Here is a 26,253-nt window from a genome sequence, read left to right as displayed (position 1 = left end):
CGTGAACCGCCCCGGCGGCCCCGCCCCGCACGGGATTTCTTTCAGAGGAGTGCACCATGCAGTACCGGACGCTCGGAAGCCAGGGCCTTGAGGTCTCGGCGATCGGCTACGGCGCGATGGGCCTGACGATGGCCTACGGATCCACCGACGAGGAGGCCCGCGTCGCCGCCCTCCGCCGCGCCCACGACCTGGGCGTCACATTCTTCGACACCGCCGAGATGTACGGCTGGGGCACCGGATCCAACGAGATCCTGGTCGGCAAGGCCGTCAGGGACTTCCGTGACGACGTGGTTCTGGCCACCAAGTTCGGAGTCGACATGTCGGTGCCGCCGGAGCGGATCGGCGGCGCTCTCGACAGCCGGCCCGACAACATCCGCAAGGTCGCCGACAACAGCCTGCGCTACCTCGGCGTGGATCAAATCGACGTCTTCTATCAGCACCGGGTCGACCCCGAGGTGCCCATCGAGGAGGTCGCGGGCACCGTCGGAGAACTGATCGACGCGGGCAAGGTGAAGTACTTCGGTCTCAGCGAGGCCGGGCCCGGGACGATTCGCAAGGCGCACGCCGTGCGGCCGGTCTCCGTCCTACAGACCGAGTACTCCCTGTTCGAACGGGACGTCGAGCAGCTCTTCCCCGTCCTGGACGAACTCGGCATCGGCTTCGTCGCCTACTCACCCCTCGGGCGCGGGTTCATCACCGGCACCGCCAAGCCCGCAGGCCAGTACGAAGCCACCGACATACGCAACAGCGACCCGCGCTGGCGGCCGGGCAACTTCGAGAAGAACGTCGAAGCCGTCGACCGGCTCGCCGAGCTCGCGGCGGCCAAGGGCGCCAGCGTCTCCCAGCTCGCCCTGGCCTGGCTCCTGTCCCGGGGCGAGCACATTGTGCCCATCCCCGGCACCCGCAGCCCGGAGCGCATCGACGAGAACACCGGCGCCGCCGACCTCACCCTCACCGCCGCCGACCTCGCGGCCATCGGCGAGATCCTGCCCCGGGGCGGCTTCGGCGCCCGCTACGCCGACGGACACGTGCCCACCTGGACCTGAGCCCGCCCCCGGACAGACGCCACCCAAGCCGGCTCTGGTGAGATCAGCGCAGGGCGGCGGGGGTGCCGCGGCCGGTGAGGTTGTAGCGGGCCCGCTCCGGCGCCCCCGCTCCGGCGCCCCCGCTCCGTCGGCCCCGTCAGAGCCCGCCCGCGACCCGCAGCACCGCGCCCGAGGTGAACGACGCCTCGTCGGAGATCAGCCAGGCGACCGCGTTCGCGATCTCCTCGGGGGTGCCGGGCCGCCTGGCCGGGGTGATCCCGGCCTTCTTCCAGGGCCGGTCGGGGTCCCCCATGGCGGCGTGCATGTCCGTGAGGACGGAGCCGGGCTGCACGGAGTTGACCCGCACGCCCTCGGGCCCGAACTCCTTGGCCAGGCCCACCGTCATCGCGTCGACGGCGGCCTTCGTGGCGGCGTAGTGCACATACTCGCCGGGGGAGCCCAGGGTGGCGGCCGACGAGGAGATGTTGACGATGCTGCCGCCCGCGCCGCCGCGCGCGGTGGACATCTCGCGCAGCGCCCGCCGCGCGCACAGCAGCGTGCCGGTCACGTTGACGTCGACGACGCGGCGCATCACCTCGGGCGAGGTCTCGGTGAAGCGGCCGAGCGGGCCGGAGATCCCCGCGTTGTTGACGAGCCCGGTGAGCGGGCCGAACGCCTCGGTGACCTGGTCGAAGAGGGCGTCGACCTGCTCCTCGACGCTGGTGTCCAGCCGTACGGTCAGCGCCTCGCCCCCCTCGGCGCGCACGGCGTCGGCCGTGCGCTCGGCGCTCTCCCGCGCGCGCTCGTAGCCGATGCCGACGCGGTGCCCGGCGCGTGCCAGCCGCACCGCTACGGCAGCGCCGATGCCGCGGCCCCCGCCGGTGACGACGGTGACCTGTCGTGGTGTCGCCATCGCTGCTTCCTTCCGCCGTTAGGTGATCGATGATCGATCATGGCACGGTGGAGCCGCGCGGGACAGCCTTCGGCGGCTCCGGCGGATCGCTGATTGGTCTTGACCAAGGGTGAGGCCCGCCCTATGGTCGGGCATACGCAACAACCTTTAAAAAACAAGCACGCATAAACCCGGTGGGTACGCGGCGATTGCGGAGGCAAGGGTGGGGACCACGCAGCTGGAAACGGTGCCGGAGCCGAAGTACTGGCACTTGAAGACCGTGCTGTCCGACGCGCTCGACTCGGAGTTCACGGTCGGCGAGATCCTGCCGAACGAGCGCGATCTGGCGGCTCGTTTCGGCGTCGCTCGTGCCACGCTCCGGCAGGCGCTCGAACAGCTTGAGCTGGAGGGCCGCCTCCAGCGCCGCCGTGGTGTGGGCACCACGGTGGCACCGCCCCGCGTCGGGGTGGACGTCGGTCGCGCCGAGCACGCTTGGCCGGGCGCGCCGGGTGACGCCTGGCGGACGGACGACGCGGAGCACACCGCGCCGCCCGTGCCCGTCGCGCGGCTGCTCGACCTCCCCGAAGGCTCCCCGGTCCACGTGCTGCGGCGCACCCGTATGACCAATGGGCAGCCGGTCGCCGCCGAGCTGCTGTATGTGCCGGACGCGTCCGTTCCGGGCGCCTCCAGTGCTGCCGGTGCTTCCGGTTCCTCCGACGAGGAGGCGGCCGCGGGAGCCTCCGACGGGGGCGCGGTCCTGCGTGAGCTGCACCGGCTCGAACTGGAGGGCCAGGAGCGGACGGTGGAACTGGGCTCCGCGCGCGCGGACGACGCGCGCCAGCTCGACCGGCTCCCGGGCGCACCCGTGCTGGTCGTCACCACCCGCTATGTCGCGCGGGGACGCACCGCGGCGGTCGCGGTCTCCACCTACCGCGCCGACACCTGCCGCCTCACCTTCGCGGACAGCGGAGCGGAGCCCGTGCTGGCGAGCTAGGCGAGCGAGCCGTACCGGGGAGCGGTACCGGGGCGGGAGCAGCGGCCCGTAGCGCTGTTGACGCGATTCAGCGGCCACCTCCCGCCTCCCTCCGCGGCCGTCCAGCGCCCCCACGTGGAGATCCGCGCCCAGGCGGAACGCAAGGCGCCGGTACTGTCGCCCGACGGGCGCTGGGGGCGAAGCCCCGGGGGAACCGGAGCAGGAGCCGTTCGGGCCGAAGCGGAAGCGGAAGGCCGTCGGCCGGGCCCGTCCCGTACTCGCCGGTCGCGGCGGGCCCTGAGCCGCTGGGCGGCCCGCCTGGGCAGGCCCGGTCGCTGAACCCCCACGGGGCGAGGGCCAACCGCCCGCCGCGCGGCGGGCGTTCCGTTCAGGCTGTTCGCCGGTGGAAGGCGAGCACGGCACTGAGCGCGCCGGCACCGTCGAGAAGGGCCTCGGACCGGGCCGTGATGCCGACGTCCCTGGCGGCCAGCGCCGAAAGGACATTTTCCGGTCGGTGGCCGCGTCGCAACTCCGGCATGAGGGCCCGCAGGGGCGTGATGCGGTATCCGGCCCTGCGCAGTTGGTGGACGATCCGCGCGTCCCGCACCTGAGCCGGTGTGTACCGCCGCGTTCCGCGCACGGGGTCGCGGTCCGGGACGACGAGAGCCTCCGCATGCCAGTGCCGCAACGTCGAAGGGCGCACCCCGAGGGCGGCGGCGAGTTCGGAGATGCTCATCGAGTCCGACGTGCGCACATCGTCGACCGGCTCGCCGGAGATCGCGTGGGCGGCCTCCCTCGCCTGCCTCAACTCCGCGCGCTCTGTGGCGAGTCGGGCGTGTGCCGCGTCGAGCAGGGCGAGCGCCTGCGAGACGGGGGACTGGTGGAAGGCCCGAACGATCTTCTTGGCCTCGACCGGCCCCACGCCCGCGGCGAGCGCCCGGTAGGCCAGCACGGACTGGAGATGCACCTCCCCGTAGACCCGGTAGCCCGTGGCCGTGCGCGTCGCGGGCGGAAGCACTCCGTCGCGCTCAAGATTGCGAACCTGCTGGACGGAGTACCCGGCGCGGCGCGCGACATCAGCGGTGCGCATACCCCCTGAATTGAGACCTGGCATCCCGCCACCTCCCATCTCGGCCTCGAAGTCTCCACAAGCACTTCAATGCAACGCTAGAGCACATGACCATCGACGAGATCATCGGCTTCGTGGGCGGCCTCGACGGCGTCCTGACCATCAGGCCCGCACCCGGCGACGGCACGCCGGAGCTGAGCTGGGGCGACACGTTCTTCTACTACGCGCCCGACGGCGCCGCTCCGGCGACGGCCCAGCCGTTCGCCACCGTCGTGACCAAGAACTACCCCGGCGACGAGGCATCGCGCCTGGACCGCCCTGACACCTTCCGCGTGAACATCGCCGCCGGAAAGGAAGCGTTCATCCGGTGGACCGGTCACGCACCACGCGAACCGGCCTCCGCCGAGGCCGATCCCGGCGCCACCGACACCGTGCTCGCGCACCCCGTCTACGGCACCGTCGGCTGGCTGGCAGTGGTGAACCCGGGCGAGCGCACCGAGGCGCCGACACGTGAACTGCTGCGCGCGGCCCACCACCTGGCGCGCTCACGCCATGAGCGACGCGCCGAATGAACGACGCGGCGTCACTGGCTGACCTGTTGCTCCCCGAGGCCCAGCTCGTTCTCGACGTGGTCCAGCGCGAGCCGCAGCGCGCCCGTCGCCACCGCCGCCTCGCCCAGGACGGAGAGCGCCACGCGCGGCGGGCGCAGGCAGTAGCGTTCCAGTTCCTGGCGCAGCGGTTCCAGCACGTCGTCCAGGCCCGACGCCCAGCCGCCGACCACGACGAGTTCGGGGTCCAGGGCCAGTACCAGCGCGGCCACGTCGTGGACCAGCCGCTGCATGAAGCGGTCCATGGCCGCCCGCGCCCGCGCGTCCCCCTGCCGCGCGAGGCTGAAGACCCGGGCGACCGCCGCCTCGTCCAGCGGGTGCAGCGGCTCGTCCGTGGTCGACAGCAGATGCTCGGGAGTGGCCTCGCGCCCCAGCAGGTGCAGGGCGCCGATCTCACCGGCCGCGCCCCCGAACCCCCGGTGCAGCCGCCCGCCGATCAGCGAACCGGCGCCCGGGCTCAGCCCGACCAGCACCATCACCACGTCCTGGGAGCCGGTCGCCGCGCCCTTCCAGCGCTCGGCGAGCACTCCCGCGTTGGCGTCGTTCTCCACCAGCACCGGGCAGCGGAACGAGCGCCGCAGCCGCTCGCCGAGCGGCAGCCCCGTCCACCCCGGGAGCGCGGTGCCGAGCCGTACGGTCCCGTCCGCCTCCACGATGCCCGGCGTGCCGACGCCCACGGCCCGCAGATTGCTCCGCGGCACCTCGGTCCTGCGCAGCAGCTCGGCGACGGTGCCCCTGGCCCGTTCCAGGCGCTCGTCGGCGGTGGCCTTCTCGTCGACCTCGTGCGAGACCGTGCCGGTGAACCGGCCCGTCAGGTCCGCGAGGACGGCGGCGATGCGGTGCGGTCCGATCTCGATGCCGAGCAGATGACCGGCCTCGGCGCGGAAGCGGAACCGGCGCGCCGGACGCCCCCTGCGCGCCCCGCCGCCCTCGCCGCCCGGCTCCTCCTCGGCCTCCTCGACGAGCCCCGCGCCGATGAGCTGCTCGACCACGCCCTCGACGGTCGGCCTGGACAGTTCGGTGGCGCGGACGAGGTCCGTCAGCGTCGGCGCCGCACCCCTGGCCTCCGCTCGCAGCGCGCGCAGGACGACGGTGGAGTTGATCCGTCGCAGCAGGGACGGATCCCTGCCGGTGAGCCTCTCCAACGTCCGCCTCCCTGCTGGTGCGTGTGTGGCGGATCGTAGCTGGTGTGTTCGGTCACGGCGAGTGCCCGGCGCCTGGTCCGGCGCGGGGAGGTCCGGGGGAGGTCCGGGCCGTGCGCGGTGCGTCGGCGGGCCCGACGCGCCCGGTCCGCGATGCCTCAGCCCGCACGGGGCGCGGCCCTGCCCCATCCAGTCCCATCCCGGCAGGGCTACCCCTCCGCGTCGGCCGCCTCCCGCAGCCGCCCGTACTCCTCGGCCATCGTCTCCAGCGTCCAGTGGGCGTTCAGCCCGCTGGGGTTGGGCAGGGCCCACACCCGGGTGTCGCCGATCACGCGCTCCTGCGGGCCGATTCGAGCGTGCCGGTCGCCGAAGGCGGTGCGGTAGGCGGTGACGCCGACGACCGCGAGCCAGCGTGGCCGCAGCCTCTCCACCTTCGCGGTGAGGATGCGCCCGCCCTCGCGGTACTCCTCGTCGCTCAGCTCGTCCGCCCTGGCGCTGGCCCGGGCCACGACGTTGGTGATGCCCAGCCCGTACGACAGCAGCTCCCGCTCCTCGTCGGGGCGCAGCCGCCTCGGGGTGAAGCCCGAGGCGTGCAGCACCGGCCAGAAGCGGTTGCCCGGTCGGGCGAAGTGGTGACCTGTTGCGGCCGACATCAGCCCGGGGTTGATGCCGCAGAACAGGACGCGCAGACCCTCCGCGGCCACGTCGGGTACGAGGCGGTCGCGGGCCGCTTCCAGCTCCTCTCGGCTGGGACGGGCGCCCGGCGGGGTCAGAGGATCGACCCCGGTACGTAGGCGGCGGCTTCCGGGTGCCGCTTCGCGATCTCCTCGATACGGGCGAGCACCGCACCGACCTGCGCGGACGCGGCTCCGGTGAAGGAGAGCCGGTCGGCCATCAGGGCCTCCAGTTCGGACCGGCCGAGCGGCATCCGCTCGTCGGCCGCGAGCCGCTCCAGCAGTTCGTTGCGCTCGGCGCCCCCGCGCATCGCGAGCGCCGAGGCGACCGCGTGCTCCTTGATGACCTCGTGCGCTGTCTCCCTGCCGACCCCGGCGCGCACCGCGGCCATCAGCACCTTCGTCGTGGCCAGGAACGGGAGGTAGCGGTCCAGCTCGCGCGCCACCACGGCGGGGAAGGCGCCGAACTCGTCCAGCACCGTCAGGAAGGTCTCCACCAGGCCGTCGAACGCGAAGAACGCGTCCGGGAGCGCGACGCGGCGCACGACCGAGCAGGACACGTCGCCCTCGTTCCACTGGTCGCCCGCAAGCTCGCCCGTCATCGAGGCGTAGCCGCGCAGGATGACCATCAGGCCGTTGACGCGCTCGCAGGAGCGGGTGTTCATCTTGTGCGGCATCGCGGACGAGCCGACCTGGCCCTCCTTGAAGCCCTCGGTCACCAGCTCCTGGCCCGCCATCAGCCGGATCGTCTTCGCCAGTGACGAGGGCGCCCCGGCGAGCTGCACGAGGCCGCTGACCACGTCGTAGTCCAGGGAGCGCGGGTAGACCTGGCCGACGGAGGTGAAGACGTGCGCGAATCCGAGGTGGTGCGCGATGCGCTCCTCCAGCGCGGCCAGCTTCTCCTCGTCGCCGCCGAGCAGGTCCAGCATGTCCTGCGCTGTGCCGACCGGGCCCTTCACGCCGCGCAGCGGGTAGCGCGAGAGCAGGTCCTCAAGGCGGCCGTAGGCGACGAGCAGCTCGTCGGCGCCGGTCGCGAAGCGCTTGCCGAGGGTGGTGGCCTGCGCCGCGACGTTGTGCGAGCGGCCCGCCATCACCAGCTCGGCGTGCTCGCCCGCCAGCTTCCCGAGCCGGGCGAGGAGGGCCACCGTGCGGTCGCGCACCAGCTCCAGGGACAGCCGGATCTGGAGCTGCTCGACGTTCTCCGTCAGGTCACGGGAGGTCATGCCCTTGTGGACGTGCTCGTGCCCCGCGAGCGCGTTGAACTCCTCGATGCGGGCCTTCACGTCGTGCCGCGTGACCTTCTCGCGCTCCGCGATGGAGGCCAGATCGACCTGCTCCAGCACCCGCTCGTAGTCGGCGACGGCCTCGTCCGGCACCTCGATGCCCAGGTCCCGCTGCGCCTTCAGCACGGCGAGCCACAGCCTCCGCTCCAGCACCACCTTGTGCTCGGGGGACCACAGACGGGTCAGGTCGAGGGAGGCGTAGCGGCCTGCGAGGACGTTCGGGATGCGCGGCTTGTCAGTCACGCCTGGAGATTCTACGGGTTCTGCGGGGTGTCCTCGCAGGCCAGGGGTGCCAGGTCGGGGCGCTTGGGAAGCCGTCCGTCGCCGGTGGAGCGGCCCGTCAGCCGCCTGCCGATCCAGGGCAGCAGGTGGACGCGTGCGAAGCGGGCGTCGGCGAGGCGCCGCGCGGGCCACGACGGGGGTACGGCAGCGGGGAGCGCCGCCTGCCAGTCCGACTCCGGCGGAAGGCCCAGCTTCTGCCATACGGCCTCGGCCACCCGCTGGTGTCCCTCGTACGTCAGGTGCAGGCGGTCGTCGGCCCACAGGCGGGGGTCGCCCAGCGAGGCGGTGCCGCCGCCGTAGAGGTCCACCACGAGGGCGCCGTGCCGCTCGGCCAGCTCGTCGACGAAGTCGAAGAGCTGCTCGATGCGCGGCCGGTAGCGCTCCATGACGGGCCCGTTCCTGCCGGGGCTGCGCATCAGGACGAGCTGCCCGCAGTTCGGCGCCAGCTTCGCCACCGACTCCTCCAGCAGCCCGCACACCCTGCGCATGTCGCACTTGGGCCGCAGGGTGTCGTTCAGGCCGCCCACCAGGGTCACCAGGTCCGCGCCCATGGACGCCGCGGTGTCCACCTGGTCGGCGGCGATCTGGCCGATGAGCTTGCCGCGCACGGCGAGGTTCGCGTAGCGGAAGTCCTCGGTGCGGGCGGCGAGGCGGCCCGCCAGCAGATCGGCCCAGCCGCGGTACGTGCCGTCCGGGAGTAGGTCCGACATGCCCTCGGTGAAGGAGTCGCCCAGGGCGACGAAACTGCGGATGCTGGTCGTGGTGGTCACGTCCAGCGATTCTAACCGTTGCCCGGGGCAACTGGTCGTCGCCCTGGGCTGACCAGGAGCGTTCCCTGGTCCGGGCGGGGAGCGGCCGGGCCCCGCCCGGCGGCCACCGGCGTCAGCGCGGAAGACGACGGCGCCCCCGCCCGCCGGGGAGACCCGGGGGAGGGGGCGCCGGAAAAGCGGCCGGGTGAGCGGTGACGAGCTGCTGCTCAGCCCGCTCACCGGGCGGCTACGCGGCGGGCTGGCGGCCCACCAGCTCGCGCAGGACGTCCTCCATCGTGACGACGCCCGCGGCGCGCCCGTCCTCGCCGATCACCGCGGCGAGGTGGGTGCCGCTGGAGCGCATCGCGCCCAGCACGTCGTCCAGCGGCATCGTGGCCCGCACCAGCGCGATCGGCCGCATCGCCGTGGAGGGGAAGGGCGCCTCGCGCGGGGACGCGTCCAGTGCGTCCTTCACGTGCAGATAGCCCATCGCGCGCCCGTCGCCGTCGACCACGGGGAAGCGGGAGAAGCCCGAGCTGGCCGACAGCCGCTCCAGCTCCTCGGGGGTCACCCCGAGCCGGGCGGCGACGACCCGGTCCGTCGGCCGCGCCACGTCGCCGACCGGGCGGCGGCCCAGCTCCAGCGCGTCGCGCAGCCGCTCCGTCGAGCGGTCGTCGAGCAGTCCCGCCTCACTGGAGTCGGCGACCATCTGGGCCAGCTCGTCGTCCGAGAACGCCGACTCGACCTCGTTCTTCGGCTCCACCTTGAGCAGCTTCAGCAGGCTGTTGGCGAAGGCGTTGATCGTGAAGATCACCGGGCGCAGGGCACGCGAGAGCGCGACCAGCGGGGGGCCCAGCCACAGCGCGGTGCGCTCGGGCTCGGCCAGCGCGATGTTCTTCGGGACCATCTCGCCCAGCAGCATGTGCAGATACGTGGCCAGCGTCAGCGCGATCACGAAGGAGATCGGGTGCGTCAGCCCGTCGGGCACGCCGACCGCGTGGAAGACCGGCTCCAGCAGATGCGCGATCGCGGGCTCCGCGACCACACCCAGCACCAGGGTGCACAGGGTGATGCCGAGCTGCGCGGCGGCCAGCAGCGCCGACACGTGCTCCAGGCCCCACAGGACGCTGCGCGCCCTGCGGTCGCCCGCCTCGACGCGCGGCTCGATCTGGCTGCGCCGGACCGAGATCAGGGCGAACTCGGCGCCGACGAAGAACGCGTTGACGACCAGCGTCAGCAGGCCGATGAACAACTGCACGGCGGTCATCGGTGCGCCTCCCCGGCGTCGGCGTGCGCCTTGTCCGCGTGCGCCTTGGTGGAGCCCGTGGGCCCCTCCTCGTCCGGCGGCTCCTCAAGAGGCGCCGTCAGCCGGACCTGGGCTGCCCGGCGGCCCGTCGCGTCCACGACGTCCAGGCGCCACTCCGCCACCTCGACGGTGTCGCCCTCGGCCGGGATACGGCCCAGCTCGGTGGCGATGAGCCCGGCCAGCGTCTCGTACGGGCCCTCGGGGGCGCGCAGGCCGATGGACTCCAGTTGGTCCGTGCGGGCCGCGCCGTCCGCGTCGTAGATCTTCCGGCCGTCCGGGTCCTCACCGGCCGGGGCCAGATCGGGCGTCTCCAGCGGGTCGTGCTCGTCGCGGACCTCGCCCACGACCTCCTCGATGATGTCCTCCAGGGTGACCACCCCGGCCGTGCCTCCGTACTCGTCGATGACGACCGCGATGCTGCGGTCACCGCCCGGCATCCGGTCCAGCAGCCTGTCGACCGTCAGCGACTCCGGTACGAGGAGCGCCTCGCGCATCAGCTCGGTCACCGGATAGCGGGGGCGCTGCTCGGCGGGGACCGCCAGCACGTCCTTGATCCGTACGATGCCGACGACGGTGTCCAGGCTGCCGCGGTAGACGGGGAAGCGCGACAGGCCCGTGGCGCGGGTCGCGTTCGCGACGTCCTCCGCCGTGGTCTGCACCTCCAGCGCCGTGACCTGCACGCGCGGCGTCATCACGTTCTCGGCCGTCAGCTCGGCCAGGTGCAGGGTGCGCACGAAGAGATCGGCGGTGTCCGCCTCCAGCGACCCCTCCTTGGCGGAGTGCCTGGCCAGCGCGACCAGCTCCTGCGGGGAGCGGGCCGAGGCCAGCTCCTCTGTGGGCTCCAGGCCCATCCTGCGCAGTATGCGGTTCGCGGTGTTGTTGAGGTGCCGGATCAGCGGGCGGAAAAGCGCCGAGAAGGCGCGCTGCGGGGTGGCCACGTGCCGCGCGATGGGCAGCGGCTTGGAGATCGCCCAGTTCTTGGGGACCAGCTCGCCGACGACCATCAGCACGACGGTGGAGATGGCCGTACCGAGCACGAGGGCGACCGAGGACGAGGCGGACGCGGGGATGCCCACGTCCTCCAGCGGACCCGCGATCAGCTTGGAGATGGACGGCTCGGCGAGCATGCCGACGACCAGATTGGTCACGGTGATGCCGAGCTGGGCACCCGAGAGCTGGAAGGTGAGGGAGCGGACGGCCTTCATGGCGCTGTCCGCGCCGCGCTCGCCGCGCTGGACGGCACGCTCCAGATCGGCGCGCTCCACCGTCGTCAGCGAGAATTCGGCCGCGACGAAGGCGCCGCACGCCAGAGCGAGCAGGAGGGCCACGAGCAGCAGAAGCACTTCGGTCATCGGTTCACCTCCGTCCCATGGTCGGGGAGAGAGGGGAGGTTCGCTCGATGTCTGCTACTGGGAGGGTCGCCCATGGGCGGACGCTCACACCTTTCGTCGGAGCGCCCCGGCGTGGGGGCCGGTGGCGGGAAGCGGAATGTTCATCGTAAACGGACACGGTCCGCTCCGTGTTCCCAGGCGAGGGCCCCTCATACGCCGTGCGCGCCGCCTCAACCGGGTCCCTCACACCAGGTGCTTGACCCAGCGGCTCCACTGCGGCTCGGGAGCGTAGTCGGCCGCTTCCCACGCGTGCCTGCCCAGCGCGTTGTCGTCCAGCACCATGGCGTCGGCGCGGCGCCCGCCCAGCGAGGCGAACCGCTCCTCGGCCGCGCGCAGCAGCGCCGTGGCCACGCCGCGGCGACGCTGCTCCGGGTGCACCGCGAGCCGGTACAGATGGCAGCGCCAGCCGTCGAAGCCCGCGATCACCGTCCCGGCCAGCTCCCCGTCCCGCTCCGCGAGCAGCAGCGCCTCGGCGTCCCGCGCGATCAGCCGGGCGACACCCTCGGAGTCGTCGCTGATGCTCGTGCCCTCGGCCGCCTCCTTCCAGAAGGCGAGCACGTGCTCGGCGTCGGCGGGGGAGGCGGTACGGATGCGAAGATCGTTCATGCCGGTATCCCAGCAGGGCGGACGGGGCGGCGCCAGGAAGTTTTCCGCACAGGTCCATGCCGGGCCCGTGCCCCTCGTCGGGTCGGTGCGGCGCCACCCACCGCACTCCCTATGTCCCGCGAAGCTCCTCGATGACCGGTGCGAAGGTCTCCATGGCCGGGTCGAGGACCGTGACGTAGGAGAAGCCGTACCGCTCGCGGTGGGACCGGAGCTGTTCGGCGATCTCCTTCACCGTGCCCGCCAGCAGGGCCGGGTGGTGCAGCAGGTCGTCCTCGGTCATGGCGGTTCCGTAGGCGCCCCAGTCGCGGGCTGTGGCGCGGCGGTCGTCCGTGACGACGACCTGCTGGACGAGGATGTTCAGCTCGGCGGGCTCGGGGCGTGCCGTGGCGAACCCCCGGTAGGCCGTCACCCGCTCCTCCAGCGCGTCCGGGGAGAGCAGCGCGAGCGTCCCCTCCGGCTTGCCCGGCACCTGCCCGCCCCCGGTGAAAGCGGCGACCTGGGCGTGCTCGGCCGCCAGCCGCAGGACGCGGTTGCCGTTGCCGCCGATCAGCAGCGGCACGGGGCGCTGCGCGGGCCGCGGTACGTGTTCCTCGTCGGCCAGCAGCCGGTTCAGCTCCTCCACCGTGTGCCGGAGGCGGTCCACCCGCTCCCGGGGCGCGTCCCACGGCAGCCCGGCGCGGTCGTGTTCCGCCTTCACATAGCCCGTGCCGAGCCCCAGCTCCAGCCGTCCGCCCGAGATCTGGTCGCAGGTCGCGACCTCGCGTGCCAGCAGCGCGGGGTTCCAGAAGCCCACGTTGAGCACGAACGTGCCCAGCCGTACCCGCGAGGTCGTCTCAGCGGCCGAGGCCAGCGCCGTGAAGGGCGCGGGCATGCCCAGGTGGTCGGCGACGTGCAGGGTGTCGTAGCCCAGTTCCTCGGCGCGGCGGCAGCGCTGCCGCCACTCCTCGCCCGTGCTGAACGTGACCATGTTGACGCCGAAGCGGAAGGGACGGGTCATCGGCTGGTCTCCTCCGTGTGCCGTACGAGGTCGAACTGCTTCATGCGCTCCAGCACGCCGTCGGCCGTCGGCCGCGCCATCTCGTCCACGATGCGTCCGTCGCCGAGGAAGAGCACGTTGTCCGAGTGGGCCGCGGCGCCCGGGTCGTGGGTGACCATGACGACCGTCTGGTCCAGCCTGTCGACGGCCTCGCGCAGGAAGCCGAGCAGCTCGGCGCCTGAGCGGGAGTCCAGGTTGCCCGTCGGCTCGTCCGCGAAGATCAGCTCGGGCCGGGAGGCGAGCGCGCGGGCGCACGCCACGCGCTGCTGCTGGCCGCCGGAGAGCTGCGCGGGCCGGTGCCCCAGCCTGTCCTCCAGGCGGAGGGTCGCGACGACCCGGTCGACCCAGGCCCGGTCGGCGCCGCGGCCCGCGATGTCCATGGGCAGCGTGATGTTCTCGGCGGCCGTCAGGGTGGGCAGCAGGTTGAAGGACTGGAAGACGAAGCCGACCTGGTCGCGGCGCAGCCGCGTGAGCTGTCGTTCGTTCAGCTTGGTGATCTCCGTGCCGCCCAGCCACACCTCGCCGGAGGTGACCGAGTCGAGCCCGGCCAGGCAGTGCATCAGCGTGGACTTCCCGGAGCCCGAGGGCCCCATCACGGCCGTGAACCGGCCGCGCGGGATCTCCACGTCCACTCTGTCGAGCGCGAGCACGGCGGTCTCGCCCGCGCCGTATGCCTTGGTCAGCGCTCGGGCGCGGGCGGCCGGAGCGCCGCCCTCCGCCATGCCGTTCGTCGTCTCCGTCGCCGGTATGGACACGGTGCCTCCCCGGGCTCTGGTGCCGTGAGGTGGCCGAGGGTAGGGGCGGGGACGCGTCGTGGCATCCGCCCGGGGGGCCATCCCGGCGGCCGGTCTCGTACCTGGGGATGACGCGGGGGAGCAGGGGAGCCGGGGCGCGGCGGAGGATCTGCCCGGCCCGTGCGCCCGTACAGTGGCACGCTGGCCATGCTAGCGGGCGAGTGCTAGCGTGAAGGTGTGCCGAAGACCCAGTTGAACGTCCGCGTGGACGAGACGACAGCGGAGACCGCCAGGGAGCGGGCTCTCCAGAGGGGCATGAGTGTGAACCGGTATATCGAGGAACTCGTCCAGCGCGACGCGGGCGAGGTCGGTCACACCTTCGTCGAAGCCGCGGCGGACTTCATGAAGAGTTACGAATCGGTGTTCGCCGAGGAGTTCGGCACCGGGACCCTGGAGAGCGAGGGCCGTCCGCGTACGTGACACTCCGCATCGACCTCGCCTGGCTGCTCATCGTCGCCGACGAGAACACCCCTGGAGATCCCCGGGTCACGGATTACGGCGCGCTCGTCGCCGCCGTCAGCCGCCACGAGGCGGCCATCTTCGACCGGCCCGTATACGCCGAACCCCACGACCGCGCCGCCGCGCTGCTCCAACTGCTGCTGCACGTGCCCGCGCTGGAGCGCTCCAACGCGCTCTTCGCCTCCGCCGTCGCCTACGCCTATCTCGTCGCGAGCGGGCTCAAGGTGGCCACGTCACCCGAGCAGATCCGCGATCTCGCCCGTCTCGTCAAGGACGGCACGACGAGCGTCCGCGCCATCGCGGACGAGCTGCGCACCTGGACGCTCTGAGCGGTGTGCCGCAGGGGCTTCGACGGGCCGATGTGGCCGTCCCCTGGCGTCAGTTCCGTCCGGTGTCGATGACGCAGAACCTGTTGCCTTCGGGGTCGGCGAGTACGAGGAAATCCGCGTCCCGCGGATAGTCCCAGTCGACGTGCCGGGCGCCGAGGGACACCAGCCGCTCGACCTCGGCCGCCTGGTCGGCCGCGTTCCCGGCGTACAGGTCCAGATGCACCCGCGGACGCTCCTGCACCGGTGTCCCGCTGCGGCCGAGAGAGAGCTGCGCCCCGGCGGCCCCCTCGGCGGGCACCAGCACCACCCAGTCGTCCTCCATCTCCTCGCGGGGGACGTATCCCAGGGCCGCACACCAGAACCGCGCGGCACGCGGCACGTCGGACACCCCCAGCACGACGGATCCGATGCTCAGCATCGCTCTTCCTCCCACTCGACGGGGCCGACGGCGCCCTCACCGTGTACGGCGCTACGGGCGGCGCGCGCTTCCCAGCACGTGGAACGACGCCGGGAGCGCGGGCCCGCCCTCCGGGACGCGCACCCGGCGGAAGGCGACGTCCGTGAAGCCCGCCGCCTCGACGGCCGCCACCGGGCGGCGCGCTGTGTGGCAGCCGCCGAACAGCAGCGGCCACACGGTGCCGTCCAGCGCCCGCTGCACCGTCGCCATCGCGCGGCCCTCGGCGCGCCCGTGTTCGTAGAAGCGCAGTTCCCCGCCGGGGCGCAGCACCCTGCGGGCCTCGGCCAGCGCGCGCCGCACGTCGAGCGGTCGTGCCAGTGAGCACAGCACCAGGGAGAAGACGGCCGCGTCGAAGGACTCGCTCTTGACCGGGAGCGCGTCGGCCATGCCCGGCACGACGTCCACCGGAACCTCGGCGCGCAGCGCGCTCCGCGCGGCCAGCCGCCGCATGTGCGGCTCGGGCTCGATGGCCACGACCTCCGACACGGCGCCCGGATAGCGCGCGAAGTTCAGGCCGTTGCCCGCGCCGATCTCGATGACGCGGCCCGACAGCCCCGCGACCAGCTCCTCGCGGTGGGTCGCCACTCCCGCGCGGGCGTCGCCCGCCACGCTGAGGCGCGCGTAGAAGCGTGCGAAGAGCGGGTGCCGTACGGCGTCCCGCTGCGGTCTGCCGCGCGGTGCGGACATGGGAACCCCTCCCCGGAGCACGGGCGGTCGCCCCGATTCTTCCCCGCCGCGCCCTGTAGCCCACCTCCGACGCGCGGCGGTCGCCGTTACGGAGCCGCCCACGCCCGCCCTGCCTGCCCCGCCCGACGAGCCCCGGCAGCGTCCGTACCCCCTCAGCGCTCAGACCACGGGCTCGGGTTCGGCCCCCGCCGCGCCCCTGACCCCGCCCAGCTCGGGCGCCAGCCACCTCCTCGCCGCGGCCCGGAACGCGGCGGGCTCCATGGCTCCGGCGCCCTCCGGCAGCACGCCCAGCAGCGGCGCCCCGGCCGCCCGCGGGAGGTCGGTGAGGTTGCAGCGCGACGCCAGGTCGGGTGCCGTGGGCCAGCTCCCCACCACCACGCCCGCGCACCGCAGCCCACGCGTGCGCAGGGCCTCGGCCGTCAGCGCGGTGGCGTTGAGCGTGCCAAGACCGGCCGCCGCGACCACCAGCACCGGCGCGTCCAGCAGCTTCGCCACGTCGGCGAGGGTCCCGCCCTCGGCGTCGAACCGCACCAGCAGCCCGCCGGCGCCCTCGACGAGCACCAGATCGTGCCCGGCGGCGAGCTTCCCGGCGCGCTCGGCGACGTCCTCAGCCCGTACACAGGGCAGCCCGGCCCGCAGCGCGGCGGTGGCGGGTGCCAGCGGCTCGGGGTACCGGGCCAGTTCGGCGCCGGTCACCTCGCCGCCCGCGAGTGCGCGCACCTCGGCCACGTCGCCAGGATCGCCCTCGGCGACCCCGGTCTGCGCGGGCTTGAGCACGGCCACCGTACGGCCGTGTGCCAGCGCGGTCGCCGCGAGCGCGGCCGTGGTCACCGTCTTGCCGATCCCGGTGCACGTGCCCGTCACCAGCACGATCCCGTCCATGGCCTTCCGGCTCCCGTCCATGGTTCCGGCGCTTCCGCCCACGGCCCCCACGCTCCCGTCCACGGCCCTCACCCCCGCGCCGCCGCGGCGTGCATCGCCGCGCAGATCCGGGCCAGGTCCTCGTCCCCCGTGACGAAGGGCGGCATCGCGTACACCATGTCGCGGAAGGGCCGCAGCCACACGCCCTCGCCCACGGCGGCCCGGGTCGCGGCCGCCATGTCGACGGGGCGCTCCAGCTGGACGACCCCGATCGCGCCCAGCACCCGGACCTCCCGCACCCCGGGCAGCGACGCGGTCTCCGCCAGCCCCTCCCACAGCCCCCGCTCGATCCGGGCGACCTCACCGGCCCAGTCCTGGGTGAGCAGCAGCCCGACGGAGGCGTCGGCGACGGCGGCGGCGAGGGGGTTGCCCATGAAGGTCGGCCCGTGTGCCAGCACCGGGACCGGGCCCTGGGAGATCCCCTCGGCCACCCGCGCGGTGCACAGCGTCGCCGCCATCGTCAGATAGCCGCCGGTGAGGGCCTTGCCCAGGCACAGCACGTCCGGTGTGATCCCGGCGTGCTCGGCGGCGAAGAGCGCGCCGGTGCGCCCGAAGCCGGTGGCGATCTCGTCCAGTACCAGCAGCACCCCGTGCTCGTCGCACGCCTCGCGCAGCGCGCGGACGTACGCGGGGGAGTGGAAGCGCATCCCGCCCGCGCCCTGCACCACAGGTTCGACGATCACGGCGGCCAGCTCGTCAGCGTGCCGCGCGATCAGCTCGCGCAGATGGCCGACGTAGTTCTCGTCCGGCTCGGCCTCGAATCCCGCCGGGGGCGCGTCCGCGAAGATCTGCCGGGGGAGCACCCCCGACCACAGGTCGTGCATCCCGCCGTCGGGATCGCACACGGACATGGGCTGCCAGGTGTCCCCGTGGTAGCCGCCGCGCCAGGTCAGCAGCCGGTGCTTCCCGGGCCTGCCCACGGAACGCCAGTACTGGAGGCACATCTTGAGCGCGACCTCGACGGAGACCGAGCCCGAGTCGGCGAGGAAGACGTGCTCCAGGCCCTCGGGTGTGATGTCCACGAGTCGCTTCGCGAGCCGGACGGCGGGCTCGTGGGTGAGCCCGCCGAACATCACATGGCTCATCCGTCCGAGCTGTTCCCGCACGGCCTCGTTCAGCACGGGGTGGTTGTAGCCGTGGACGGCCGACCACCACGACGACATGCCGTCGATCAGCTCGCGCCTGCCCTGCGCCTCCTCGGCCAGCCGCAGCCGCACCCCGGAGGCCGACTCCACGACGAGGGGCGCTTCCCGGCCCGGCATGGGCCCGTACGGGTGCCACACGTGCTGCCGGTCGAGGGCGAGCAGTTCGCCGGGGGCCAGCGGCCCGTCCGGGGGGAGCGCGCACGCGGTCGGTGGTGCCGGTGGGGGCGCTGGTGGGGGTGCCGGTGGGGGTGCCGGTGGCAGGGTGCGCTCAGGCATTGGGCGGCAGCTCCGTACCCGCGCCCCTGCGCCGCACCGAGACCAGTTCGTCGACGCGGTGCTCCGGCAGCGTGGTGGTGTCCGTGCCCTCCACCTCGAAGCCCGCGTCCGCGATCATGTCGAGGTCGGCCTTGCCCGCCTGGCCCTCGCTGGTGAGGTAGTCGCCCAGGAAGATGGAGTTGGCCAGGTGCAGGGCGAGCGGCTGGAGCGAGCGCAGATGCACCTCACGGCCGCCCGCGAGCCGTACCTCCGCGTCGGGGCACACGAAGCGGACCATCGCCAGGATGCGCAGCGCGTGCTGCGGCGTCAGGTTCCACTCCTTCTCCAGCGGCGTCCCCTCGAAGGGGATGAGGAAGTTGACGGGCACGGAGTCGGGGTTCAGCTCGCGCAGCGCGAAGGCCACGTCGACCAGGTCCTCGTGGCTCTCGCCCATGCCCGCGATCAGCCCCGAGCAGGCCGAGAGGCCGGCTCCCCGCGCCTGGCGCACCGTCTCCACGCGGTCCTCGTAGCCGTGGGTGGTGCAGATGTCCCCGTAGGTGGCCTCGGAGGTGTTGAGGTTGTGGTTGTACGCGTCGGCCCCCGCCTCGCGCAGCCTCTCCGCCTGCCCGTCCGAGAGCAGCCCGAGGCAGGCGCACACCTCGACGTCGCCGCTGTGCTCCTTGATGGCCGAGATGGTCTCGGAGACGCGGGTGATGTCACGGTCGGTCGGCCCGCGCCCGCTGGCGACCAGGCACACGCGCTTGGCGCCGCCCCGGACGCCCGCCTCCGCCGCCTGGACGGCCTCGTCCTTCTTCAGCCACGTGTACTTGAGGATCCCGGCGTCGGAGCCGAGGCGCTGCGAGCAGTACGAGCAGTCCTCGGGGCACAGCCCCGACTTGAGATTGACCAGGTAGTTGAGCTTCACGCGTCGCCCGAACCACTGGCGGCGCACCTTTCCGGCCGCGGCCACCACGTCGAGCAGTTCGTCGTCGGAGGTCTCCAATACGGCGAGTGCTTCCTCGCGCGTCGGAAGCTCGCGCCGAAGTCCCTTGTCCACCAGCGTGTTCAGCAGGTCCATGGCGCCGATCCTTGCCTATGCCTGCGTTTTCGGTAAAGGAGGGAACCGACAAGACGGGCCGCGAAGGGTGTGGGTATTGCCACATCCTGCCCGGCTCCGTCAGGCACTACCTTCTATGCAAACCCTACAGATCACGAGGGACGGCGCACCGATGTCCGAGCCCATGCCCGAACCCCTGTCCGAGCCCACGCCCGACCCGGTGCCCGAGCACCCCGGAGGCCCCTCCTCCTGTTTCTCCTGGATCGACGAGGCCCGTGCGACGCGCGTCAGGGCGGGACTCGTACGCGCGCTGCGCCCCCGGCCCGCCGCGGCCCCGCTCCTGGACCTGGCGAGCAACGACTACCTCGGTCTCGCGCGCCACCCCCTGATCACCGAAGCCGCGGCGCGGGCCGCGCGCCGCTGGGGCGCGGGCTCCACGGGCTCGCGGCTGGTCACGGGCTCCACACGGCTGCACGCCGAACTGGAAGCGGAACTCGCCGACTTCTGCGGTTTCGAGGCAGCCCTCGTCCTCTCCTCCGGCTACGCGGCCAACCTCGCCGCCGTCACCGCGCTCACCGGAGAGGGCACCCTCATCGCCTCCGACGCGTACAACCACGCCTCGCTCATCGACGGCTGCCGCCTCTCCAGGGCGGGCACTGTGGTCGTCCCGCACGCGGACCCCGAGGCCGTGCGCAAGGCGTTCGACGGGCACAGGGGGCGCGCGGTGGCCGTCACCGACTCGGTGTTCTCCGTCGACGGCGACGCCGCGCCGCTGGCCGCGCTCTCCGCCGCCTGCCGTGAGGCGGGGGCCGCGCTGCTGGTCGACGACGCGCACGGGCTCGGCGTGCTGGGCGAGGGCGGCAGGGGAGCGCCGCACGCGGCGGGTCTGGCCGGGGCGGCCGACACGGTGGCCACGGTGACGCTGTCCAAGTCGCTGGGCAGCCAGGGCGGTGCGGTCCTCGGCCCGGCCCGCGTCATCGAGCACCTGGTCAACACGGCCCGCACCTTCATCTTCGACACCGGCCTCGCGCCCGCTGCCACCGGCGCCGCGCTGGCCGCGCTGGGCCTGCTGCGCCGGGAACCGGAACGCGCGGCGCGGGCCCGCGCCGTGGCCGCCAGGCTGCACGGGCTGCTGGCGGGCGCCGGGCTGGAGGCGGTCGCGCCGGATGCCTCGGTGGTCTCGGTGCGGGCGCCCTCGCCCTCGGCGGCCGTGCGCTGGGCGGCCGACTGCCGTGCGGCGGGACTCCACGTGGGGTGCTTCAGGCCGCCGTCGGTACCCGACGGGATCTCCCGGCTACGCCTGACGGCCAGGGGCGACCTGAGCGACGCGCAGATCGAGACGGCGGCCGGTACGGTCACCAGGACCGCGCCGGCCGCCGCCGAATGACCGATCAGTACGATCCGTTGGGGGCTTGCCCCTGGACCGAGGTGAGGAAGGACTCCCACGCTGCGTCTGCGAACAGCAGCGCGGCTCCACCCGTGTCCTTCGAGTCACGTACGGCCAGACGTCCAGCGCCGAGCCGTGCCGTTTCCACACAGTTGTTCATGCCCGTGCTGTAGCTGCTGCGGACCCATAACGGGTCCCCCGGCAGCTCACTGCACGGCGCCTCCTCAGACATTGCCGACATGGTGGTCTCTCCTCACGTGAGCGGCTCACCCGCCTTCACCCGCGGTGGCGATGAAGGCCAGCGATTCCTCATACGACAGGGCGTGAGCCCGCAGAGTGTCGAACGCGGCGCTGTACACCCGCAGTTCGTCCTGCCCCTCCAGATAGAGGCTACTCGTCAGGTGGTCAAGAACCACCACATCTAGGTCAGCAATGCGCGGAAATGAAAAGATTACGAAAGGACCCGTAACACCAATGTGCACTCCGCTGGCAAAAGGCAGGACTTGCAGCCGCACGTGCGGCTGCCGTCCCTCCTCCGCCAGCCGCCGCAACTGCTCCCGCATGACCTTGGGCCCGCCGACCTCGCGCCGCAGCACGGCCTCGTCGAGCACCACGTCCAGCTCCATCGGCGCCCCGGCCCGCAGCACGCGCTGCCGGGCGACGCGCACCTCGATCAGTTCCTCGATGCGCTCGGGGGACACCCGCCCGCCCAGGGTGGTGCGGGTGACCTCCCGCGCGTACGCCTCGGTCTGGAGCAGCCCGGGCACCACCGTCGTCTCCAGGGTCCTGGCCCGCACGGCCTCCGCCTCCAGCGAGATGAAGTCCCGGTAGGCGGGCGGCAGCAGATCGCGGTAGGCGTTCCACCAGCCGCGCCGTACGCCGCTGCCCGCGCCCTCGGTCTCCCCCGCGTCGTAGTCCGCGGCGTCCGCGCCCGAGAGCGCCGAGAGGAGGGCGCGCAGCCCCGGATCGCGGACGCCGTAGGCGTCGAGCAGGAGCGTCAGGTCGGTCGGCTTGATTCCGCTGCGGCCCGTCTCGATGCGGCTCACCTTCGACTGGTGCCATCCCACGAGCCGCGCCGCCTCGCCGCTGGTGACGCCCGCGGCGTCGCGCAGCCTGCGCAGTTCGGAGCCGAGCTTCTTGCGCCGTACCGCCGGAGCGTGGTGCATGGCTGGTTCCCTCCGTTCACTGCCGCCCCGGCCGTCCCGGCGGGGTGCTCTCGCTCTGCTGACACGGGCTCCCGAAGCGATACGCCAGTAGGGCGTGCAAATGCGGTCTGTCGCCGCAGAGTTCACCGCTTTGAGGGACAGATATATGCACATGCTGGGGGTTCGGCCGCATTGCGGCCAGCATGATGGCACTCTGGCGCGAAGCCTCCGCTCATGGACGGCTCCACCCGTAATCCCCACACACGTCACGCGACCCGCAACGCATCACGCAACGCGACGGAGCGCCAGCCCCGCTGAAAGGGACAGCGTCGCCATGGCAGACCAACAGGAAACGTCCGTCACCCTGCCGAGCGTCCCCGCTTCGGTCGCCGCGGCGCGCAGATATGTGACCAGCGTCCTCCTGGACTGGGGCATGCCGGACGGTGCCGACGCGGTGGACACCGTCCGGCTGATCATCTCGGAGCTGGCGACCAACGCGGTCCAGCACACCAGGGGCCAGTCCCCGACGTTCACCATCGACGTCCGCCTGGAGCGCGGCGAGGAGCTGTGTCTCGGCGTCACCGACAGCCATCCCCGCATGCCGCGCCGCCTCCCGGCCGCCGTGCAGCAGGACAACGGGCGCGGCCTGGTCATCATCCGCACGCTCGCCGCCGAGTCCGGCGGCAGCCTGACCGTCACCCCCACCGACAGCGGCGGCAAGACCATCTGGGTGGCCCTGCCCTGGTCACCCGTTCTGGCCCCTTGACGCGATGCGACGCGCCGTCGTCGGAGGCCTTTCATACGGTGTTTCATACGGCGTTTCATACGGCGGCCGTCAGGACGGGCGCCCGAAACCGCCGCGCAGCAGCGCCCTGAGCGTCTCCGCGGCCGGAGCCGCCTCCTCCGCCCGGTACGCGACGGAGATCGTACGGCGCAGCCCCGCCGGATCCAGCCGCCGCACCCCGAGCGGGGTCACCGCCACCCTGGCCACCATCTCCGGGACCACGGCCACCCCGAGCCCCGCGCTCACCAGCGCGCACACCAGCACATAGCCCGGCGTCTCACAGCGCACCGCCACGCTCGCCCCCTCACCGGCGAGCACGGCCTCCACCTGGCGCCGGTTCGCGTTGTCGGGCGCGCTGCTCACCAGCGGCTGGCCCGCCAGCTCGGCGCGCGGCAGCCGTCCCGCACCCGCCGACAGCGCGTGCCCCGGCGCCGTCACCAGCACCAGCTCCTCCGTCATCAGCGGCTCCAGCGCCACCCCGGCGGGCGGGTCGACGACGGGCCCCGGCTCGTAGGTGTGCGTCAGCGCGAGGTCCGTCTCGCCGCGCGCCACGGCGGCGACCCCGTGCGGAGGCTCGTACTCCGCGACGACCAGCTCCACATCCGGATGGGCGCGGCGGAAGGCGCTCAGCACCGGGGGCAGCAACTGGGTGCCCGCCGTCATGAACGTGCCGACGCGCAGCCTGCCGCCCGAGAGGCCGCCCAGGGAGGCCAGCTCGTGCCGGGCCCGCTCCAGTTCGTCCAGCACCCGCCGCGCCCTGGCCACCAGCAGCTCTCCGGCCGCCGTCAGCCGCGTGCCCCTGTGGTGGCGCACCAGCAGGGCCGCTCCCGCCTCCCGCTCCAGCTTCGCCAACTGCTGGGACAGCGCGGGCGGCGTGTAACCGAGCCGTTCGGCGGCCCGCGTGATCGAGCCCGCCTCGGCGACGGCCACCAGCGCGGCCAGCCGCGTCGGGTCGTACATCCCGCACCGCCCTCCACGGTTCCGGCCGGTTCTGTTCAGCTTTAAGCAATGCTTTACGCAGACCCTCAAGATACCCAATACCCACGAAAGGCTCTCCTGGTCCAGGCTGGGGGCATGGACGGACAACTGCTCGCCTTCACCGGCGTCGCCGCGGGCATGGTGGCCATGCCGGGCGCCGACTTCGCCGTGGTCGTACGCAACGCGCTCGACTCGCGCCGCTCCGGGGTCGCCACGGCCGTCGGCGTGGCGGGCGGGCTGCTCATCCACACCGCGCTCGCCGTCGCCGGACTCGCCGCCGTGCTCGTCGCCGTCCCCGGCCTCTTCCGCGCCGTGCAGCTCGTGGGCGGCGGCTATCTCCTCTACCTCGGCGCCCGCGCCCTCGCCGGGGTCGTACGGGTCTGGCGCGCAGGGGGTGCCGGAAGCGCCGAGGAGGTCACCGAAGCCGGGGCGGCGGCGCCCGAGCGGGCGGTGCGCGGGCTGCGGCAGGGGTTCCTCACCAACGCGCTCAACCCCAAGGCACCGGTCCTCTTCCTCGCCCTCCTCCCGCAGTTCGTGCCCGACGGCGCACCGGCCCTGCCCCGGACCGCGCTGCTGGCCGCGATGGTCGTGGTGATGGCGCTCATCTGGTTCCCGGCCGTGGCGCTGCTCGTCGACCGCCTCGGGGTGTGGCTGCGCCGCCCCCGCACGGCACGGATCCTCGAAGCCCTCACCGGGGGGCTGCTGCTGGGGCTCGGCTGCGCGCTGCTGGTGGAATCACTGGTCGGCTGAGGGGCGTCGACGGAGGGGGCTCGGCCGAGGGTCACCGGCCGTCCGTACCGCGTGGTGCGTCGGCCTGGCCGATCGCGCCGCGCCGACGCAGCAGCCAGGGCAGCCCCAGCCAGGTGGCCGCGCACACGAGCAGCGTCCCGGCCCCGATGGCCACCCCCGCGCCGCGCCCCAGCACCACGTCCGCCACCAGCAGCACCGCGCCTGTCAGCGCCAGCGCGAGCACCGCGAGTCCGGCCGCTGCCAGCCGTGACGACACCTCCACGATCTTCCGCTTGGCCCCGCGCCGGAACAGCGCTCTGTGCAGCGCAGCCGGTGCGGTGAACAGCACGGCGGCGAGCACGGCCAGCAGCAGCGTGGCCATGTAGGTGCCGCGCTGCATCGCGTCCAGGCCGGGGAACCGCGGCGTGAACGCGAGGGTCAGCAGGAAGGCGAAGAGGATCTGCACCCCGGTCTGGATGACGCGCAGCTCCTGCAACAGCTCGGAGAAATTGCGATCATCGCGCTCAAGAGGCGTCTCGTTCCGGTCATTCATGGTTACGCAGGTTGCCCGGTTCTTACGCCTCAGTCACGTGTTCCCGTCGGCCGTTGCCACGCGCCGCGGCTACGGGGTCTCTGGGCCGGGCCGCTGCGCGGGGCCCTCCCGTCCGCTCGGGGGAGTGGCGCCCGGGGGCAGCGTGACGAGGGAGGCGCGGCGTTCCCCGTCCAGGACGCGCAGCGCGCGGGCGAGGGTGGGCGCGTGCACCTCGTTCTCGCCGCGCTCGTGCATCAGGGTCAGCGCGTCCCGCAGCGCGGTGGCCCTGCCGACGAGCGCCTGGGCGGCCCGCAGTCCGCGGTAGGTGTCCTGCCCGCGTGCCGGGTTGATCCGGCCGAGGAGATCGAGCACCTCCAGATACCGGTCGACGAACTCTCCCTCGGCGCGGGTGAGCGCGGGCAGCGGCGGAAGATCGGGGGTCGGCACCGTGCCTCACCCCGCGAGGCGGGGCGCGCCGGGCCGCTTGCGGCTCACGGTGACGCGGTCGATGAGCCCGTAGGCGACGGCCCCCTCCGCGTCGAGGATCTTGTCCCGCTCGATGTCGGCGTGGACCCGCTCGCGCGACTGGCCCGTGTGGCGCACGTACAGCTCCTCCAGCATGTCCCGGGTGCGCAGCATCTCCTTCGCGTGGATCTCCAGATCGTCCGCCTGGCCCCGCACGGGCTCTTCGAGCGACGGCTGGTGGATGAGCACACGGGCGCCCGGCAGTGCCATGCGCCTGCCTGGCGTCCCGGCCGCGAGCAGCACCGAGGCGGCGGAGGCCGCCTGGCCCAGGCAGACCGTCTCCACCTCGCAGGTCACGAAGGCCATCGTGTCGTAGATGGCGGTCATGGCGGTGAAGGAGCCGCCGGGGGAGTTGATGTAGAGCGAGAGCGGCTGGTCGGGCGCGGCGTGTTCGAGGTGGATGAGCTGCGCCATCACATCGTTGGCCGAGGTGTCGTCGATCTGGGTGCCGAGGAAGATGATCCGCTCGTCGAGGAGCTTGGAGTAGGGGTCCATGGAGCGGGTCCCCGAGCTGGTGCGCTCGGTGAACTCTGGCAGGACGTAACGGGCGGCCGGCTCGTACAGCATCTCTCCACCACTCCCACTGCTGTCTCTTGTTGTCTCTGTCAAAAACGTACAGGACGTACATGACGTTATGCTGGGGAGCATGGCTTACGAGATTCCGGTGACGCAAGCCCGTGCCGAGCTTGCCGATCTGATCAACCGTGTCGTGTACGGCGGCGAGCGCGTGGTCGTCACGCGCCACGGGAAGCCCCTGGTGGCGCTCGTCTCCGCCGCTGACCTGGAGCGACTCGAGGGCGCGAGCGGTCCGGCCGACGACGAGGTGATCAGCACGGTGTCCTCCGTGCGCCAGCTCCCGTCCGCTGCGGGCGAACGCCGCCGCTTCGGGATCGCCGCGGAGTACCGCGACCACGCGCCGGGCGACCGCCGCCCCGACCGGGACGGCTGAGCGCGCCGCCGCCGTATACGAGCCGCGTATACGAAGGGCGCGGCACGGCACCGGGCACGGCCATCGGTTCCGCGTCCCCGGTCC

The 26,253-nt window shown here is 73.0% G+C and carries 31 protein-coding genes; 9 read left to right on the top strand and 22 right to left on the bottom strand.

Translation table 11 applies throughout. From position 1 onward, the window contains the following. Positions 1–56: 56 nt before the first annotated feature. The gene (locus ACWGJ2_RS12195) at positions 57–1,046 is read left to right on the top strand and encodes an aldo/keto reductase (RefSeq protein ID WP_453345956.1); all 990 of its coding nucleotides are present in this window, start codon (positions 57–59) and stop codon (positions 1,044–1,046) included. Positions 1,047–1,182: 136 nt separating this feature from the next. Here the strand turns inward: ACWGJ2_RS12195 and ACWGJ2_RS12190 are convergent, their stop codons facing one another. After that, positions 1,183–1,938 carry an SDR family oxidoreductase gene (locus tag ACWGJ2_RS12190; RefSeq protein ID WP_453345955.1) on the bottom strand — a complete coding sequence of 252 codons (756 nt, stop codon included), beginning with the start codon at positions 1,936–1,938 and terminating at the stop codon, positions 1,183–1,185. A 202-nt stretch (positions 1,939–2,140) separates the two neighbouring features. On the opposite strand from ACWGJ2_RS12190, the gene ACWGJ2_RS12185 reads away from it, so the two are divergent. Beyond that, entirely contained in the window at positions 2,141–2,911 is a 771-nt protein-coding gene (locus ACWGJ2_RS12185; RefSeq protein ID WP_453345954.1) for a GntR family transcriptional regulator, read from the top strand. 367 nt (positions 2,912–3,278) lie between these two features. Here ACWGJ2_RS12185 and ACWGJ2_RS12180 read toward each other — a convergent pair whose 3' ends face one another. Next, the gene (locus ACWGJ2_RS12180) at positions 3,279–3,980 is read right to left on the bottom strand and encodes a MerR family transcriptional regulator (protein ID WP_453345953.1); all 702 of its coding nucleotides are present in this window, start codon (positions 3,978–3,980) and stop codon (positions 3,279–3,281) included. Between the two features lie 86 nt (positions 3,981–4,066). Here ACWGJ2_RS12180 and ACWGJ2_RS12175 point away from each other — a divergent pair, with 86 nt between their 5' ends. Then, a complete protein-coding gene (locus ACWGJ2_RS12175; protein ID WP_453345952.1) occupies positions 4,067–4,531 on the top strand; it encodes a DUF6194 family protein in 465 nt (154 codons plus the stop codon). Between the two features lie 11 nt (positions 4,532–4,542). Here the strand turns inward: ACWGJ2_RS12175 and ACWGJ2_RS12170 are convergent, their stop codons facing one another. The 9 genes from ACWGJ2_RS12170 to ACWGJ2_RS12130 all read right to left on the bottom strand — a co-directional run bounded on the left by ACWGJ2_RS12170 (position 4,543) and on the right by ACWGJ2_RS12130 (position 13,791). Beyond that, positions 4,543–5,712, bottom strand: a complete 1,170-nt coding sequence (locus ACWGJ2_RS12170) for an ROK family protein (RefSeq protein ID WP_453345951.1) — start codon at positions 5,710–5,712, stop codon at positions 4,543–4,545. A 206-nt stretch (positions 5,713–5,918) separates the two neighbouring features. Then, positions 5,919–6,413 (bottom strand): G/U mismatch-specific DNA glycosylase, encoded by a 495-nt coding sequence (mug, locus tag ACWGJ2_RS12165; RefSeq protein ID WP_453345950.1) that lies wholly within the window; start codon positions 6,411–6,413, stop codon positions 5,919–5,921. Between the two features lie 65 nt (positions 6,414–6,478). Next, positions 6,479–7,909 carry an adenylosuccinate lyase gene (purB, locus tag ACWGJ2_RS12160; RefSeq protein WP_453345949.1) on the bottom strand — a complete coding sequence of 477 codons (1,431 nt, stop codon included), beginning with the start codon at positions 7,907–7,909 and terminating at the stop codon, positions 6,479–6,481. Between the two features lie 11 nt (positions 7,910–7,920). Then, positions 7,921–8,718 (bottom strand): SGNH/GDSL hydrolase family protein, encoded by a 798-nt coding sequence (locus ACWGJ2_RS12155; RefSeq protein ID WP_453345948.1) that lies wholly within the window; start codon positions 8,716–8,718, stop codon positions 7,921–7,923. A gap of 226 nt (positions 8,719–8,944) precedes the next feature. After that, positions 8,945–9,964: a hemolysin family protein gene (locus tag ACWGJ2_RS12150; protein WP_453345947.1), complete on the bottom strand. Its 1,020-nt coding sequence runs from the start codon at positions 9,962–9,964 to the stop codon at positions 8,945–8,947. Then, positions 9,961–11,355, bottom strand: a complete 1,395-nt coding sequence (locus ACWGJ2_RS12145) for a hemolysin family protein (RefSeq protein ID WP_453345946.1) — start codon at positions 11,353–11,355, stop codon at positions 9,961–9,963. The genes ACWGJ2_RS12150 and ACWGJ2_RS12145 overlap by 4 nt, the downstream gene beginning before the upstream one ends. A gap of 222 nt (positions 11,356–11,577) precedes the next feature. Beyond that, the gene (locus ACWGJ2_RS12140) at positions 11,578–12,000 is read right to left on the bottom strand and encodes a GNAT family N-acetyltransferase (RefSeq protein ID WP_453345945.1); all 423 of its coding nucleotides are present in this window, start codon (positions 11,998–12,000) and stop codon (positions 11,578–11,580) included. 109 nt (positions 12,001–12,109) lie between these two features. Further along, positions 12,110–12,997: an LLM class F420-dependent oxidoreductase gene (locus ACWGJ2_RS12135; RefSeq protein ID WP_453345944.1), complete on the bottom strand. Its 888-nt coding sequence runs from the start codon at positions 12,995–12,997 to the stop codon at positions 12,110–12,112. After that, entirely contained in the window at positions 12,994–13,791 is a 798-nt protein-coding gene (locus ACWGJ2_RS12130; protein ID WP_453345943.1) for an ABC transporter ATP-binding protein, read from the bottom strand. Before ACWGJ2_RS12130 ends, ACWGJ2_RS12135 begins: the two co-directional genes overlap by 4 nt. 216 nt (positions 13,792–14,007) lie before the next feature. Between ACWGJ2_RS12130 and ACWGJ2_RS12125 the strand changes: the two genes are divergently transcribed. Together ACWGJ2_RS12125 and ACWGJ2_RS12120 are read left to right on the top strand one after the other, a co-directional pair. Continuing rightward, positions 14,008–14,250: an antitoxin gene (locus tag ACWGJ2_RS12125; RefSeq protein ID WP_453345942.1), complete on the top strand. Its 243-nt coding sequence runs from the start codon at positions 14,008–14,010 to the stop codon at positions 14,248–14,250. Next, a complete protein-coding gene (locus ACWGJ2_RS12120; protein ID WP_453345941.1) occupies positions 14,247–14,618 on the top strand; it encodes a fic family toxin-antitoxin system, toxin component in 372 nt (123 codons plus the stop codon). Before ACWGJ2_RS12125 ends, ACWGJ2_RS12120 begins: the two co-directional genes overlap by 4 nt. A 49-nt stretch (positions 14,619–14,667) precedes the next feature. On the opposite strand, the gene ACWGJ2_RS12115 is transcribed toward ACWGJ2_RS12120, so the two are convergent. The 5 genes from ACWGJ2_RS12115 to bioB form a co-directional block, all read right to left on the bottom strand. Beyond that, positions 14,668–15,036, bottom strand: a complete 369-nt coding sequence (locus ACWGJ2_RS12115) for a VOC family protein (protein WP_453345940.1) — start codon at positions 15,034–15,036, stop codon at positions 14,668–14,670. Between the two features lie 51 nt (positions 15,037–15,087). After that, a complete protein-coding gene (locus tag ACWGJ2_RS12110; RefSeq protein ID WP_453345939.1) occupies positions 15,088–15,762 on the bottom strand; it encodes a class I SAM-dependent methyltransferase in 675 nt (224 codons plus the stop codon). Between the two features lie 159 nt (positions 15,763–15,921). Continuing rightward, positions 15,922–16,665 (bottom strand): dethiobiotin synthase, encoded by a 744-nt coding sequence (bioD, locus tag ACWGJ2_RS12105; RefSeq protein WP_453345938.1) that lies wholly within the window; start codon positions 16,663–16,665, stop codon positions 15,922–15,924. A 47-nt stretch (positions 16,666–16,712) separates the two neighbouring features. Next, positions 16,713–18,104 (bottom strand): adenosylmethionine--8-amino-7-oxononanoate transaminase, encoded by a 1,392-nt coding sequence (locus ACWGJ2_RS12100; RefSeq protein WP_453345937.1) that lies wholly within the window; start codon positions 18,102–18,104, stop codon positions 16,713–16,715. Then, positions 18,097–19,161, bottom strand: coding sequence for a biotin synthase BioB (gene bioB / locus ACWGJ2_RS12095; RefSeq protein WP_453345936.1), 1,065 nt, complete (start codon positions 19,159–19,161; stop codon positions 18,097–18,099). The genes ACWGJ2_RS12100 and bioB overlap by 8 nt, the downstream gene beginning before the upstream one ends. 163 nt (positions 19,162–19,324) lie before the next feature. Here bioB and ACWGJ2_RS12090 point away from each other — a divergent pair, with 163 nt between their 5' ends. Beyond that, on the top strand, positions 19,325–20,527 hold the full coding sequence (locus ACWGJ2_RS12090) for an 8-amino-7-oxononanoate synthase (protein WP_453346033.1): 1,203 nt from the start codon (positions 19,325–19,327) through the stop codon (positions 20,525–20,527). Positions 20,528–20,531: 4 nt separating this feature from the next. Here ACWGJ2_RS12090 and ACWGJ2_RS12085 read toward each other — a convergent pair whose 3' ends face one another. Together ACWGJ2_RS12085 and ACWGJ2_RS12080 are read right to left on the bottom strand one after the other, a co-directional pair. Continuing rightward, the gene (locus ACWGJ2_RS12085) at positions 20,532–20,768 is read right to left on the bottom strand and encodes a DUF397 domain-containing protein (RefSeq protein ID WP_453345935.1); all 237 of its coding nucleotides are present in this window, start codon (positions 20,766–20,768) and stop codon (positions 20,532–20,534) included. A 25-nt stretch (positions 20,769–20,793) separates the two neighbouring features. Further along, entirely contained in the window at positions 20,794–21,693 is a 900-nt protein-coding gene (locus tag ACWGJ2_RS12080; protein WP_453345934.1) for a helix-turn-helix domain-containing protein, read from the bottom strand. 313 nt (positions 21,694–22,006) lie between these two features. Here ACWGJ2_RS12080 and ACWGJ2_RS12075 point away from each other — a divergent pair, with 313 nt between their 5' ends. Continuing rightward, positions 22,007–22,438: an ATP-binding protein gene (locus ACWGJ2_RS12075; RefSeq protein WP_453345933.1), complete on the top strand. Its 432-nt coding sequence runs from the start codon at positions 22,007–22,009 to the stop codon at positions 22,436–22,438. A 69-nt stretch (positions 22,439–22,507) separates the two neighbouring features. On the opposite strand, the gene ACWGJ2_RS12070 is transcribed toward ACWGJ2_RS12075, so the two are convergent. Continuing rightward, positions 22,508–23,416, bottom strand: a complete 909-nt coding sequence (locus ACWGJ2_RS12070) for a LysR family transcriptional regulator (RefSeq protein ID WP_453345932.1) — start codon at positions 23,414–23,416, stop codon at positions 22,508–22,510. Between the two features lie 114 nt (positions 23,417–23,530). On the opposite strand from ACWGJ2_RS12070, the gene ACWGJ2_RS12065 reads away from it, so the two are divergent. After that, positions 23,531–24,184 carry a LysE family translocator gene (locus ACWGJ2_RS12065; protein ID WP_453345931.1) on the top strand — a complete coding sequence of 218 codons (654 nt, stop codon included), beginning with the start codon at positions 23,531–23,533 and terminating at the stop codon, positions 24,182–24,184. 31 nt (positions 24,185–24,215) lie between these two features. Here ACWGJ2_RS12065 and ACWGJ2_RS12060 read toward each other — a convergent pair whose 3' ends face one another. From ACWGJ2_RS12060 to ACWGJ2_RS12050, 3 genes are all read right to left on the bottom strand, one after another. Beyond that, a complete protein-coding gene (locus ACWGJ2_RS12060; RefSeq protein ID WP_453345930.1) occupies positions 24,216–24,716 on the bottom strand; it encodes a DUF6328 family protein in 501 nt (166 codons plus the stop codon). A 69-nt stretch (positions 24,717–24,785) separates the two neighbouring features. Beyond that, the gene (locus tag ACWGJ2_RS12055; protein ID WP_453345929.1) at positions 24,786–25,142 is read right to left on the bottom strand and encodes a hypothetical protein; all 357 of its coding nucleotides are present in this window, start codon (positions 25,140–25,142) and stop codon (positions 24,786–24,788) included. Between the two features lie 6 nt (positions 25,143–25,148). Next, the gene (locus tag ACWGJ2_RS12050) at positions 25,149–25,787 is read right to left on the bottom strand and encodes an ATP-dependent Clp protease proteolytic subunit (protein WP_453345928.1); all 639 of its coding nucleotides are present in this window, start codon (positions 25,785–25,787) and stop codon (positions 25,149–25,151) included. Between the two features lie 79 nt (positions 25,788–25,866). On the opposite strand from ACWGJ2_RS12050, the gene ACWGJ2_RS12045 reads away from it, so the two are divergent. Beyond that, a complete protein-coding gene (locus ACWGJ2_RS12045) occupies positions 25,867–26,169 on the top strand; it encodes a type II toxin-antitoxin system Phd/YefM family antitoxin (RefSeq protein ID WP_453345927.1) in 303 nt (100 codons plus the stop codon). Positions 26,170–26,253 lie beyond the last annotated feature (84 nt).

Source organism: Streptomyces sp. NPDC054796, from assembly GCF_053611545.1.
This window is presented reverse-complemented; position numbering and strand designations above follow the sequence as displayed.

Coding starts and splice junctions, on each gene's coding strand:
- ACWGJ2_RS12195 (WP_453345956.1), top strand. CDS start 57: ATGCAGTACCGGACGCTCGGAAGCCAGGGCCTTGAGGTCTCGGCGATC.
- ACWGJ2_RS12190 (WP_453345955.1), bottom strand. CDS start 1,938: ATGGCGACACCACGACAGGTCACCGTCGTCACCGGCGGGGGCCGCGGC.
- ACWGJ2_RS12180 (WP_453345953.1), bottom strand. CDS start 3,980: ATGCGCACCGCTGATGTCGCGCGCCGCGCCGGGTACTCCGTCCAGCAG.
- ACWGJ2_RS12175 (WP_453345952.1), top strand. CDS start 4,067: ATGACCATCGACGAGATCATCGGCTTCGTGGGCGGCCTCGACGGCGTC.
- ACWGJ2_RS12150 (WP_453345947.1), bottom strand. CDS start 9,964: ATGACCGCCGTGCAGTTGTTCATCGGCCTGCTGACGCTGGTCGTCAAC.
- ACWGJ2_RS12145 (WP_453345946.1), bottom strand. CDS start 11,355: ATGACCGAAGTGCTTCTGCTGCTCGTGGCCCTCCTGCTCGCTCTGGCG.
- ACWGJ2_RS12140 (WP_453345945.1), bottom strand. CDS start 12,000: ATGAACGATCTTCGCATCCGTACCGCCTCCCCCGCCGACGCCGAGCAC.
- ACWGJ2_RS12135 (WP_453345944.1), bottom strand. CDS start 12,997: ATGACCCGTCCCTTCCGCTTCGGCGTCAACATGGTCACGTTCAGCACG.
- ACWGJ2_RS12115 (WP_453345940.1), bottom strand. CDS start 15,036: ATGCTGAGCATCGGATCCGTCGTGCTGGGGGTGTCCGACGTGCCGCGT.
- ACWGJ2_RS12110 (WP_453345939.1), bottom strand. CDS start 15,762: ATGTCCGCACCGCGCGGCAGACCGCAGCGGGACGCCGTACGGCACCCG.
- bioD (WP_453345938.1), bottom strand. CDS start 16,665: ATGGACGGGAGCCGGAAGGCCATGGACGGGATCGTGCTGGTGACGGGC.
- ACWGJ2_RS12100 (WP_453345937.1), bottom strand. CDS start 18,104: ATGCCTGAGCGCACCCTGCCACCGGCACCCCCACCGGCACCCCCACCA.
- bioB (WP_453345936.1), bottom strand. CDS start 19,161: ATGGACCTGCTGAACACGCTGGTGGACAAGGGACTTCGGCGCGAGCTT.
- ACWGJ2_RS12090 (WP_453346033.1), top strand. CDS start 19,325: ATGCCCGAACCCCTGTCCGAGCCCACGCCCGACCCGGTGCCCGAGCAC.
- ACWGJ2_RS12085 (WP_453345935.1), bottom strand. CDS start 20,768: ATGTCGGCAATGTCTGAGGAGGCGCCGTGCAGTGAGCTGCCGGGGGAC.
- ACWGJ2_RS12080 (WP_453345934.1), bottom strand. CDS start 21,693: ATGCACCACGCTCCGGCGGTACGGCGCAAGAAGCTCGGCTCCGAACTG.
- ACWGJ2_RS12075 (WP_453345933.1), top strand. CDS start 22,007: ATGGCAGACCAACAGGAAACGTCCGTCACCCTGCCGAGCGTCCCCGCT.
- ACWGJ2_RS12070 (WP_453345932.1), bottom strand. CDS start 23,416: ATGTACGACCCGACGCGGCTGGCCGCGCTGGTGGCCGTCGCCGAGGCG.
- ACWGJ2_RS12065 (WP_453345931.1), top strand. CDS start 23,531: ATGGACGGACAACTGCTCGCCTTCACCGGCGTCGCCGCGGGCATGGTG.
- ACWGJ2_RS12060 (WP_453345930.1), bottom strand. CDS start 24,716: ATGAATGACCGGAACGAGACGCCTCTTGAGCGCGATGATCGCAATTTC.
- ACWGJ2_RS12050 (WP_453345928.1), bottom strand. CDS start 25,787: ATGCTGTACGAGCCGGCCGCCCGTTACGTCCTGCCAGAGTTCACCGAG.
- ACWGJ2_RS12045 (WP_453345927.1), top strand. CDS start 25,867: ATGGCTTACGAGATTCCGGTGACGCAAGCCCGTGCCGAGCTTGCCGAT.